The 12,253-nt window shown below is 26.8% G+C and carries 9 protein-coding genes; all 9 read left to right on the top strand.

From position 1 onward, the window contains the following. Window positions 1-307: 307 nt before the first annotated feature. A complete protein-coding gene (locus tag CLSA_RS11935) occupies window positions 308-1,078 on the top strand; it encodes a GH12 family glycosyl hydrolase domain-containing protein (RefSeq protein ID WP_022746592.1) in 771 nt (256 codons plus the stop codon). A 143-nt stretch (window positions 1,079-1,221) separates the two neighbouring features. Beyond that, a complete protein-coding gene (locus CLSA_RS11930; RefSeq protein WP_022746591.1) occupies window positions 1,222-2,709 on the top strand; it encodes an amino acid permease in 1,488 nt (495 codons plus the stop codon). 293 nt (window positions 2,710-3,002) lie between these two features. Next, entirely contained in the window at window positions 3,003-3,893 is an 891-nt protein-coding gene (locus CLSA_RS11925) for an MBL fold metallo-hydrolase (protein ID WP_022746590.1), read from the top strand. A 96-nt stretch (window positions 3,894-3,989) separates the two neighbouring features. Beyond that, window positions 3,990-4,748: a 5'/3'-nucleotidase SurE gene (gene surE / locus CLSA_RS11920; protein ID WP_022746589.1), complete on the top strand. Its 759-nt coding sequence runs from the start codon at window positions 3,990-3,992 to the stop codon at window positions 4,746-4,748. A 313-nt stretch (window positions 4,749-5,061) separates the two neighbouring features. Further along, window positions 5,062-6,504, top strand: coding sequence for an MFS transporter (locus CLSA_RS11915; protein ID WP_022746588.1), 1,443 nt, complete (start codon window positions 5,062-5,064; stop codon window positions 6,502-6,504). A 444-nt stretch (window positions 6,505-6,948) separates the two neighbouring features. Continuing rightward, window positions 6,949-8,706 carry an HD domain-containing phosphohydrolase gene (locus CLSA_RS11910; protein WP_022746586.1) on the top strand — a complete coding sequence of 586 codons (1,758 nt, stop codon included), beginning with the start codon at window positions 6,949-6,951 and terminating at the stop codon, window positions 8,704-8,706. 125 nt (window positions 8,707-8,831) lie between these two features. Next, window positions 8,832-9,131, top strand: coding sequence for a hypothetical protein (locus tag CLSA_RS11905; RefSeq protein ID WP_022746585.1), 300 nt, complete (start codon window positions 8,832-8,834; stop codon window positions 9,129-9,131). Between the two features lie 251 nt (window positions 9,132-9,382). Further along, complete coding sequence (locus CLSA_RS11900; protein WP_022746584.1) at window positions 9,383-10,177, top strand: SIR2 family protein; 795 nt, start codon at window positions 9,383-9,385, stop codon at window positions 10,175-10,177. Window positions 10,178-10,751: 574 nt separating this feature from the next. Beyond that, the gene (locus CLSA_RS11895; RefSeq protein ID WP_022746583.1) at window positions 10,752-12,230 is read left to right on the top strand and encodes a glycosyltransferase family 39 protein; all 1,479 of its coding nucleotides are present in this window, start codon (window positions 10,752-10,754) and stop codon (window positions 12,228-12,230) included. Window positions 12,231-12,253: the final 23 nt, after the last annotated feature.

Here is a 12,253-nt window from a genome sequence, read left to right as displayed (position 1 = left end):
TAAATTAAAGATTATAGAGTTCCATATTGATATCAAGATATATAAATTGATACAATTTCAAAAGTATTAGTGATTTTTTAATTTCATAATTTTGAATCTCAATGAGTAACTCTATATTAGTGTATTTATAACATTATATGTTAATTTGTTAATTCATTCAATTAAATTCGTCTTATTTGCTTTTCATTCCTAATTTTATTCGTTTAGAGAAAATTGTATTTCTTTTATTTGAATATTATGACAATATATAATTAAAAGTTACTTAATATATCATTAATTTTCAATAAACAATAAGGGGTGTAAAATTATGAATAAAATAGTAAAGGCAGGAATGTCTGTCGCGGTATTCACAACAATATTAATGGGTGGTGGAGCTGTTAAAGCAAGTGCAGCAACATGGTCAACAACGGATAAGTATGGTTCGTGGAGTAATAGTGGATATACTCTTAATAATGACGTATGGGGAGAAGGCTCAGGAGCTCAAACTATATGGGGTAACTCATATAGTAATTGGGGTGTATGGTCAGCACAGCCTAATACTGGAGGAATAAAATCTTATCCTCATGTTGAAAAAGTAATAAATAGAAAGGTAAGTGCTGTAAATACTCTTAAAAGTAGCTTTAATGTCACAGTTCCTATAAGTGGAACTTCAATGGAAACTGCTTATGATATATGGTTACATGATCCAAGTTATTCTAATCGTGATTCTAAAAAGAATAAGCATGAAATTATGATTTGGATGAATAAATTTGGAGACGTAAATCCTATTTCATATGGATGGAATGCATCAGGTCCAATACCAGTTTATAGAAATGTATCAATAGGTGGTCAGACATGGAACGTGTATTATGGTGATAATACTCAAAATATGGTTTATTCATTTGTAAGAACTGGTGGAAATGTTAGTTCAGGGTCTGTTGATATAAAGGCAATAACTAACTGGATTAAGAATACACCAAAGTGGTATGGAGATATTCAATTTGATAGTGTTCAATTTGGATATGAAATCACATCAAGCTATAATAACGGTAAGGGCCAAAATTTTAACACAAATAATTTTTCTGTAACATTTAATTAAAAAGCATAATGGAAAAGAAGCTGTAACTTTAAATAAGAAATAAGTTACAGCTTTTATTTTCTGTACATACTTTATATATTATGGTAACATTAAAAACAATATCATTATTTATTACAAAGTTTATAGGATAGGTGGGGATATTTATGAAAATAGATAATGAAAAAGAATATAAACTAAATAGAAGTTTAAAAGCAAGGCATATGAATATGATAGCTATAGGGGGCTCTATAGGTACAGGACTTTTTTTTGCAAGTGGAAGCGCTGTAAGTACAGCAGGACCAGGAGGGGCATTACTAGCCTATATAATTATGGGAATAGTTGTATATCTATTAATGATGTCTCTTGGAGAAATGTCAACATTATTACCTATTTCAGGTTCATTTGAAACTTATGCTACAAGATTTGTTGATCCTGCACTAGGATTTACACTTGGGTGGAATTATTGGTTTTGCTGGGCTATAGGTGTAGCAGCTGAGTTGGTTGCAGGTTCGCTTATTGTAAAGTTTTGGTTTCCAGACACAAATGGAACTATGTGGAGCATAATATTTTTAGCAATTATTTTTGTTTTGAATTTTTTATCAGCTAAAGCTTATGGCGAAAGTGAATATTGGTTTGCAAGCATTAAAGTAATTACAATAATTATATTCATTATAGTTGGTGTTCTAATGATAATTGGAATATTAGGAAATGGTTCTCCAGGATTCACCAATTGGGGATTATCAGATGGAAATGGAAACAAAGGGCCTTTCATTGGTGGATTATTAGGAATTATAAATGTATTTTTGGTAGCGGGATTTTCCTTTTCTGGAACAGAAATAGTTGGACTAGCAGCAGGGGAATCAGAAAATCCACAAGAAAATGTACCAAAAGCAATAAAGACAGTTTTTTGGCGTATATTATTATTTTATGTAGGTGCGATTATAGTAATAGGATTCATAATTCCTTTTACAGACGAAAATTTATTAAAAAGTGGTGTAGATAATATAGCATACAGTCCATTTACAATGGTATTTGAAAAATGTGGAATAGCATTTGCAGCAAGTGCTATGAATGCAGTAATTTTAACTTCAGTATTATCTTGTGGAAACTCCGGACTTTATGTTTCATCAAGAATGTTATATGCTTTAGCATTAGAGGGAAAAGCTCCTAAGTTTTTACGAAAAGTAAATAAAAGAGGAGTTCCAATGAATGCACTATATGTTACAACTATAGTAGCATGTTCAGCATTTTTTGCATCATTAATTGGAGATGGAAAAATATATTACATACTTTATAATGTTTCTGGAATAATGGCATTCTTCGCGTGGCTTGGTATAGGTATTTGTCATTATAGATTTAGAAAAGCGTACATAGCTCAAGGCAGAGATTTAAATGACTTAAAGTTTAAAGCTAAATTCTATCCATTTGGACCAATAATATCTGTAATTTTATGCGTAATTGTTATATTTGGATCTAATATATGGGTATTCCAAGGTGATACTTTCAGCTGGTTTGATTTTATTACAAATTATATTACTATTCCTATATTTATTTGTTTATACTTTGGATACAAATTTATTAAGAAAACAAAGATAGTTCCTTTGGAAGAATGTGATTTTGAATTTAAAGAAGAAATAAGGCAGGCAAAATAACAAAGTAATATTAGTAAAGTAATTAATTAAGGCACATTCAACTCTTTTATGTGTTTGAAATCCTTGATAATACTGATGTGATATGCTTATTTTATATATAGACAGTTAAAATAATAAAACTGCTTCTATAAAGTGAGCATGTTAATTTAGTTTTGTCAGGGATTTTTGCATTGTTTTTGAATTCAAAAAAACTAAAACAAGAACAAAATGTTTGATATAATTAAATAAGGATAAAATAGACAATAGTAAAGATAAAACTTATTTATTGCACTAGTAATAAAGGAGAAGGTTGAATGGATATATTAAAAATAAAAGGAAATACTTATTGCATTGATACTGGAATGACCTACATACCATTTTATAAAATTAATGATGAAAAAATTATTATGCTAGATACGGGCTGGAAAAAAGAAGAGCGTGATGGTATAGAGGAAGTTTTGGAAAGCAATAATTTTAAAGTTTCAGCTATTATAAATAGTCACGCACATATAGATCATATTGGAAATAATGAATATTTTAAAAATAAATACAATTCAATTATTGCTATGTCTGATTTTGAAGCGCTTACATGCAGCTCTGAAATTAATCTCAAGGTTTTTTATGGAAGTCAAACATTAGAATCTGTAAAGGAACACTTTGGTCATATGATATGTAAAACAGATATTAGAATATTTGAAAATCAAGATGAAATATCAGTATGTGATGTTAATTTTAAGATTGTTCATACACCAGGTCACAGTCCTGCTCATATATGTATTATAACGCCTGATGATGTTGCATATTTAGGAGATGCTCTTATAAGTTATAACGTAATGAAGGGAGCTAAAATACCATATAGTTTTATATTAAGTGAAGATATGAAGAGCAAAGCTAAGCTTTACGATTTGCATTGTAGTAAATATGTGGTAGCTCATAAAGGCATTTATGACAATATCAAAAAATTGATAGATGATAATATGGATTTTTATGAAGACAGGGCAATGAAAATATATGAAGTAATAGAGGGACAAATGACACTTGAGGATCTTATGAAAGCTGTTATTAAAAAGTTTAATATCAATGTAAATAGTATAGATAGATATTATCTTATAGAAAGAATGTTAAAATCATATGTGGAATATTTATATGATATAAAAAAGCTTAATTTAATTATGGAAGATGGATTTCTTAAATATTCAAAATAAAAGCTAAAAACATGAGAATTCGCAAAGATTTATATATTTGTGAATAACTAATGTTGTTAGATATAAACTATATATATTATAAATTTAGGAGGTTTTATGAATATTTTAATTACTAACGATGATGGAATTAATGCTCCAGGAATAATTTCATTAGCTAAAGAAGTTTCTAAAGAGCATAATGTAATAATCGTTGCACCTAGAGAACAAAAGAGTGCGTCTAGTCATTCTATATCAATACACAATCCTATAAAAATAAAGGAAGAATCTATAGAAGGATTAGATTGCAAAGCGTATAGCGTATTAGGAACACCAGCTGACTGTACTCAAATTGGATTATCCTTTTTACAAGATGATATAGATATTGTAATATCGGGTATAAATAAAGGACCAAACTTAGGAATAGACATTTTATATTCTGGAACAGTTTCAGCAGCTGTAGAGGGAGCAATTTATGGTGTACCATCAATTGCTGTATCTATGGATGTAAATTATGAAAAAGATGATGAAGATTATTCAAAGGCAGTAAAGTGGCTAATGAAAGTTTTAAATGTAGCAAAGGAAAAATATTTAAAGAGTGATGTTGTTTTAAATGTTAATATCCCAGATTTAAATGATAATGATATAAAGGGAATAAAAGTATGTAAGATAGGTAAAGCAACATATAATAATGAATATGTTCTTGTAGAGAGTAATGATGAAGATAAATCATACAAGTTAAAAGGAACAAGAAACAATATTGAAGAAGATGAAACAGATTTATATTATCTATCTAAAGGATATGTTACATTAACACCACTTCATTTTGATTTTACTAATTTTAGTATATTAGAAGATGTTAAAAAAATATTTGAATAATTTTTTGAGGATTTTTATAAATTTGCTTTAGTAATTAATATTGGAAAAATTATAATGGAACAAAATCTATATGATAGAATAATATAAATTAAAGATAAATTATGATTAAGGGGTAGCTATAATGATATGGCTATCTCTTTTTCAATGCAAATAATAGAGTGATTAAAGTAAGGAGCTTACAATAAAATAAATAATATCAGTATATTGTAGTAATTATATAATAATTAACAGCAAAGTAAAAAGTGTTATTCAATATGCAGATGTGATTCAGAAGAAGTAGAGCATAATTGATGAAAGAAGATGATTTTTTATTATGGAGATAGAGAAAAGGAATGAATATAAAAATAGATGGATAATATTAGCTGTAGTAGTTTTGCTACCATTTATGGCAACATTGGATAGTACTATAGTAAATGTAGTATTGCCAGTAATGGTAAATATGTTTTCTGTAACTATGTATTCTATACAATTAATAATAATTTGTTATCTTATTACGATAGTCAGTACAATTTTATTTTTTGGAAGATTAGGTGATATAAAAGGAAAATCTATAATATTCAATTTGGGGTTATTGGTATTCACTATAGGATCTTTACTCTGTGGTTTATCAAAGACTTTTACATCTTTAGTGTTTTTTAGAATAGTTCAGGCTATAGGGGCTTCGGCTGCTATGGCAAACAATCAGGGAATTATAACGCAGGTATTTCCTGCAAATGAAAGAGGAAAAGCACTTGGAATATCAGGAACTTTTATAGCTTTAGGAACAATGATAGGTCCGCCTTTAGGAGGGTTTATAGTTTCATATTTAAATTGGAATTATATATTTTTTATAAATGTTCCTATTGGAATAATTGCTACAATAGTTGGTTTTAAGATGTTACCTAGAAAATTAAACGAAAAGAAAGAAGATATTGATTTTGCTGGTGCTATAATATTTGGCGTTAGCGTTATCTTTTTATTTTATGCTCTTATAGTTGGGCAGACTATTGGATATGATAACAGTAAAATAATATTTAGTTTTTTTATGGCAGCTTTATTGTTTGCTGTATTTATACTTGTAGAAAAGAAACAAAAATATCCTCTTATAGACTTTTCAGTATTTAAAAACTCACTGTTTTCTGTAGGTATAGTATGTACTTTTATATGCTATGCATCATTTAACAGTAATAATATTGTTCAACCATTTTATCTTGAAAATGTGTTAAAAATGACTCCGGATTATGCAGGAATGATTATGATGATTTGTCCAGTTATAATTACAATAATTGCACCTTTTAGCGGACATCTATCTGATAAAATTGGATCAGAGTCTTTAACATTCATTGGTTTAATAGTTATGGGAATAGGAATGGGATTAATGGCAACTTTAAATGAAAGCTCACCTGTTCAAGAATTAATTGTATATATATCCTTAATAGGTATTGGAAATGGATTATTTCTATCACCTAATAATTCACTTGTTATGTCTTCGGCTCCGAGTAATAAATTAGGTATTGCAGGAAGCATAAATGCTTTTGTAAGAAATTTGGGACAATCTTCAGGTGTTGCTATGGCTACATCACTTTTATATTATTTCATGAGTATTAAAATGGGAAAAAAAGTACTTGGATATGTTGAAGGTAGAAATGATGTTTTTATATTTGGAATGAAGTATGTATATATTAGTGCAGCACTTATTTGCTTTATTGGAGTTGTAACTACAGTTTTAAGATTAAAAAGAAAAAAACATATTCGACAAAATCATCTACAAATATAATTTTTCTTTCAAATAGTTAGTGGCAATATTAGCAACATATTCTACGTTTATTGACAATTATTATTCTGTAATATAACATAATATAAAATGGTTAGCAATTTTAATGGCTAGGTCAGTAATAACTTTAGAAAATATATGGAAGACATAACTAAGTTTAGAAAGAAACAATATATATTTTATATATTGTTTTTTTCTGAATTTTATTATGCAGTCTATTTATATCTTAAATTCGTTTGTCTTTTGTAAAAGCATTGTATTTAATATATTATTAAGAATACAGTACTTTATTGATTTATGATATTTATCCAATTATATTTAATAATAAATTTAAATGACATTTATAAACATTAAATTAAAATTATTGAAGGAATTGAAAGAAATAAGTAGAATAATGTTAAATGTGCAAATTTATATGATTTATAAAAATGGAATTGGAGAATATATATGTTGATATTAATCAAGGAAAAATTTAACTCAATATTAAGGGAAAATAGAACTAATTATGAAAGTATTAAAATATCACTAATATACTTAATATTTGGGTTTACTTGGGTCTACTTTTCAGATAGAATGGCAAATTTGCTTTTTAGAAATAGAAAAATTTTATTAATAGTTAATACATACAAAGGTTTCATGTATATTTTTTTGACTTCATGTATTCTTTATTTGCTTATAAATAATCTTTTAAAAAAGATTTATTTGAAAGAAGAACAACTTAAAAATAGCTATACAGAGCTTGAAGCATATGTACAGCAATTAGCTGCTAGTGAAGAAGCGTTGAGAGTTCAATATGATCAGATATATGAAAATGAACAGCAGATAAGTAAAAGTGAAGAAAAAAGCAGGGCGATTATTAAAGCAATACCAGATGTGTTATTTATAATTAATAGACAAGGTGTTTTTTTGGATTGCGAAGCTAATGATGAAAGTATTTTGTTAATGTCAAAAGAATTCTTTCTCGGAAAATCTATAGCAGAAGTTATGCCTAAGCAAGTATCAGATTTGGCTTATGAAAATTTAGATTTAGTTTTTGAAAGTGGTAATTTGCAAAGTTTTGAGTATGAATTGATTGATAAAGGTATAGTGGGATATTATGAAATTAGAATGGTTAAAAAGGGTAAAGATAAAGTTTTAGCTATGTTAAGAGATATCACAAAGAGGAAAGAATTAGAGAAGAGTTTAGAATTTCTAAGTTATAATGATCAATTGACAGGTTTAAGAAACAGAAGATTTTATGAAGAAGAACTAAAAAGATTAGATGTAAAAGAAAATTATCCATTAACTATTATTTTAGGTGATGCCAATGGGTTGAAGTTGATTAATGATTCGTTTGGACATGAAGCTGGAGATGAATTTATTAGAACATTAGCACAAATAATAAAAAAAGGATGTCAATCTGAAGATATTGTTGCAAGAATAGGCGGAGATGAATTTGTTGTTCTGTTACCGAAAACAGACAATTATAAAGCTGAACAAATTATTAAGAACATTAACAATTTAGTACAAAATGAAAAAGTACAGAATATAGAACTATCAATATCTTTTGGTTATGAAACTAAAAATCATGAAAATGAAGACATTAATGAGATATTTAAAAAAGCTGAAGATTGTATGTATAAGAGAAAGCTTTTGGACAGCTCATGTATGAGAGGAAAAACAGTTGATACTATAATGAATACTCTTAATGAGAAAAACAAAAGAGAAGAGCAACATTCAGTAAGAGTTTCAGAGTTATGCAAAAGGATGGGGGAAAGTCTTGAATTAACTGAAAGAAAAATTCATGAACTTAAGATAGCAGGGCTGCTACATGATATAGGAAAAATAGCAATAGAGGAAAATATACTTAATAAGCCTGGTAAACTTACATCTGATGAAGTTAAAGAAATTAGACGTCATCCAGAGATAGGATATAGAATACTGAGTACAGTACATGAAATGTCAGAAATTGCACAATATGTACTTTTACATCATGAAATGTGGAATGGAAATGGATATCCTAAGGGGTTAAAAGGAGATAATATACCAATTGAATCAAGAATTATAGCTATAGCAGATACATATGATGCTATTACAAGTGAAAGAAGTTATCGTAAAGCTTTATCAAAGGAATTTGCGATAGAACAATTGAAAAGAAATGCAGGTATTCAGTTTGATTCAAAATTAGTGGATATATTTATAAAAAAAGTACTAATAAAAGATTAATATTTAGGATAGTAAATTTACTATCCTATTTTTTTATTGTGTCTAAATTAGAAAATCTAATGCATAATCATCATATTTTAAATATATAGGCAATAATCTTATAAATAAAGGGGGCAAAAAGCAAAATGATAAAAATATATAATATAACAATGAAAACTCCGTTTGGAACTCAAAATGGTAGAATTACGTTTGTGATAAATGGTGGTTCTTTGACTGGTGTACTTGAAGGTATGGGATCTAAAAGTAAATTTATTAATGGGAAAATTAATGATGACAATTTTGAGTTTTCGGGAGAAATTAAAACGTTATTAATAAAGATACACTATTTTGCAAAAGGGACTCTAAATAATAATAAGTTAGCAGCATCTGTAAACACAAATCATGGAATCTTTTCTGTAACTGGACATCTTGTATCACAATCATAATTAAAATTTTAAAAATAAGGCATATAAGTCGCGATCTTGAATAATTTAAAGTAGTCTATTCATACAAGTAAAAGTTTATTCCATTCTTGCATGCTTATAAGCTTTTAAGACAAGTAAGAATGGAATAACTTTTAGGATTGTATCTGATAATAATTAAAGCACATGAAATCATTATTTTTTGGATTATGATTAAAGTTGCGTAGTGCAATTTATATGATATTCTTATATTATGAGTTACAGGGAGGTTTAATATGAATGAGTTGAAAAATGCAATAAAGAATAAAAATGTAATATTATTTATTGGTGCTGGAATTTCTATGAATTTAAATATACCATCATGGAATGATTTGATCGATCATATGTCAGAAGAATTAGGATACGATAAAGAAGTGTTTAATTCATATGGTAATTATCTATCATTAGCTGAATTTTATGAAATAAAAAAGAAAAATATAGATTCTTTAAAAAGTTGGATGAATAGAGAATTACATAAAACTTCAATAAATATTAAAGATTCCAAAATACATAAGTTGATTGTAGACATAGATGCCCCTTTAATTTATACTACCAATTATGATCGATGGATTGAACATGCTTATGAGTATTATGGGAAAAAGTATAGGAAAATATCTAATGTTGGAGATCTTGTGAATTTAAGAAATGATGAGACACAAATTATTAAGTTTCATGGTGATCTTGATGATGATAATAATTCCATTGTATTAACTGAGTCTAGTTATTTTGAAAGATTAAATTTTGAGACTCCTTTAGATATAAAATTTAGAGCGGATTCTTTAGGAAAAAATATACTATTTATTGGGTATAGCCTTAGTGATGTTAATATAAGGTTTTTATTTTATAAATTAAGTAAACTTTGGGAAGATTCTAATATTAATAATAGACCTAAGTCATATATTTTTTTAAGAAAACCTAATCCAATTCAAGAAGCAGTATTAAAAAAGCGAGGAATAAATGCAATAATATCTAAAAAGGAAAATATTACAGAGGGTTTAGAAGAACTATTAGAAGAATTGATATATAAATAATATAATTATAAAGCTCTTAAATATAATAAAATAGAATAAGTGAAAATAGGACAGTATCTAGTTTAGTGTGAAAACAAAGCTAGATACTGTCCTATTTTATAATGTAACTTTAAAAAATATTTCAGCCTATTTTCAATCACATTTTGTCAGCAGGTTCACAGGATAGCAAATTAATTTCTTATCTGACAAAAAATATATACATTGAATTTTAAACTTGTTATTTTCTTTGATGTAACTAACTTAATAAAATTAAGATGTCTTTTGGAAAATCTTTCGTTTTTCTTTAGAATTTAATACATATAATCTTTAATTATAAGGAGTAGAATTTTAATATACTCTAAAAGCGATAAATTAAGGCACAATTAAGAAAAAAATAGACCAGTATGCTTGATAATTTTGAGGCATGCTCTAAATAAGCAATTTTAGCTTATAGGCTCACTATGAGGTGAAATAGTATCTCTTTGTATAACACAAAATATACGTCGCTTATTTGGTCTGTTATTTTCCTTCATGTGTCTAACTTACTAAATATTAAAATTTTTATAGTTATATTGAACTCTAAAGGAGATTGAATATGACTAAGTTAATTAAAAAATTTACAAGATTTATGCATGTCTCACTTATATTTTTATTGGTTATTGATATAGTTGTAAGTATTGGACTAGCAGGCATAAGCATACAAGGTTTTAATAAAAGTACTTTAGTATTTGGATTTATAGCTATTGTAGCAACCTTTTTAGGGTATAAATTTATAAATATGAACATGAGTTCAAGAAATAAACTATTATTAATTTTAATAATTGGATTTTTACTTAGAGTATTATGGATATTAAATGTTAACAGCATCCCAACTTCAGATTTTAAATTAATTTATGATAGTGCAGAAAATTTTATTAATGGTGATAGGGCAATGTTTTATGGAACATCTTATATTGGAAGATTCCCGCATTTAACAATAATTACTTTATATATATCATTTATAAGATATATGTTTCCAATAAGCAATTTATTGGTTATTAAGATCATAAATTTAATTTCTAGTATAGTTGTATTAATTTTAATCAATTTAATTATTAATGCACTATATAAAAATAAAAATTATGCGTTAATAGGGACATTAATAGGTTCAATTTTTCCACCTTTCATAAGTTATGTTGGAGTATTTTGCAGTGAAAATTTAGCAATTCCATTGTATTTGTTAAGCATTTATTTATTTTTAACTGCAATAAAATCTAAAAATAAAATTAAATTTTTTATTTTATGTGGTGTGACTTTAGGAATAGGAAATTTATTTAGAATGGTTGCCACGATTGTTTTAATTGCATATTTAATATACATTTTAATTTACTACAAAGACACATTACTCTGTAAGGTTAAAAATATAGCATTAATAATAGTTCCTTATGTAATTATAATTTGTAGTGTAAGCTCAACGCTTCAAGTACTAAAAATTACACAGTACCCTTTGTGGAAAGGGAGTGAACCTAAGATAACCAATGTACTTAAAGGAACAAATTATAATAGTTTTGGTGCTTGGAATGAAGAAGATGCAAAAATTATAGAAGGAAATATTAATGATTATGATAAATTAGAAAACTTAAGTAAAAAAATAATAAAAGAAAGATTAACTAGTGCTTCAATTTTTAAGCTTGGAATATTTTATTTGGAAAAATTCTCACTTGTATGGAGCACTGGGGATTGTTCTGGTGTTCTTTGGTCTCAAAAGGATATTGATGAAAGCACAATAAAGTGTCCGGTGAAAGAAATAAAAAATATCAATGTCCCATTATCTACTACCTTTCAAATAATATATATATTAATTTTAGTGTTGGTCTTATTTGGATTATTTAATAAGAATGATCTTGAAAATATTAAGGAAATTAATTTATTCTATTTAATTTTTTGTGGTTATGGATGCATGTATCTAATAACTGAAGCACAGCCAAGATATTCTTATATTGCATGTTGGATATTTATAATATTATCTATTAATGGATTAGATTATTTAAAAATATTTAAAAGTTCTTCAATTACTTATAATGAATCTCTTTAACAAAAGTGAATGTAATCTTTTTT

The sequence above is a fragment of the Clostridium saccharobutylicum DSM 13864 genome (genome assembly GCF_000473995.1).
Taxonomy (GTDB): domain Bacteria; phylum Bacillota; class Clostridia; order Clostridiales; family Clostridiaceae; genus Clostridium; species Clostridium saccharobutylicum.
Note: the sequence above shows the minus strand (reverse complement) of the source record. Positions and strands in the feature narration are given on the sequence as shown.

Coding starts and splice junctions, on each gene's coding strand:
- CLSA_RS11930 (WP_022746591.1), top strand. CDS start 1,222: ATGAAAATAGATAATGAAAAAGAATATAAACTAAATAGAAGTTTAAAA.
- CLSA_RS11905 (WP_022746585.1), top strand. CDS start 8,832: ATGATAAAAATATATAATATAACAATGAAAACTCCGTTTGGAACTCAA.
- CLSA_RS11895 (WP_022746583.1), top strand. CDS start 10,752: ATGACTAAGTTAATTAAAAAATTTACAAGATTTATGCATGTCTCACTT.
- CLSA_RS11925 (WP_022746590.1), top strand. CDS start 3,003: ATGGATATATTAAAAATAAAAGGAAATACTTATTGCATTGATACTGGA.
- CLSA_RS11935 (WP_022746592.1), top strand. CDS start 308: ATGAATAAAATAGTAAAGGCAGGAATGTCTGTCGCGGTATTCACAACA.
- surE (WP_022746589.1), top strand. CDS start 3,990: ATGAATATTTTAATTACTAACGATGATGGAATTAATGCTCCAGGAATA.
- CLSA_RS11900 (WP_022746584.1), top strand. CDS start 9,383: ATGAATGAGTTGAAAAATGCAATAAAGAATAAAAATGTAATATTATTT.
- CLSA_RS11915 (WP_022746588.1), top strand. CDS start 5,062: ATGGAGATAGAGAAAAGGAATGAATATAAAAATAGATGGATAATATTA.
- CLSA_RS11910 (WP_022746586.1), top strand. CDS start 6,949: ATGTTGATATTAATCAAGGAAAAATTTAACTCAATATTAAGGGAAAAT.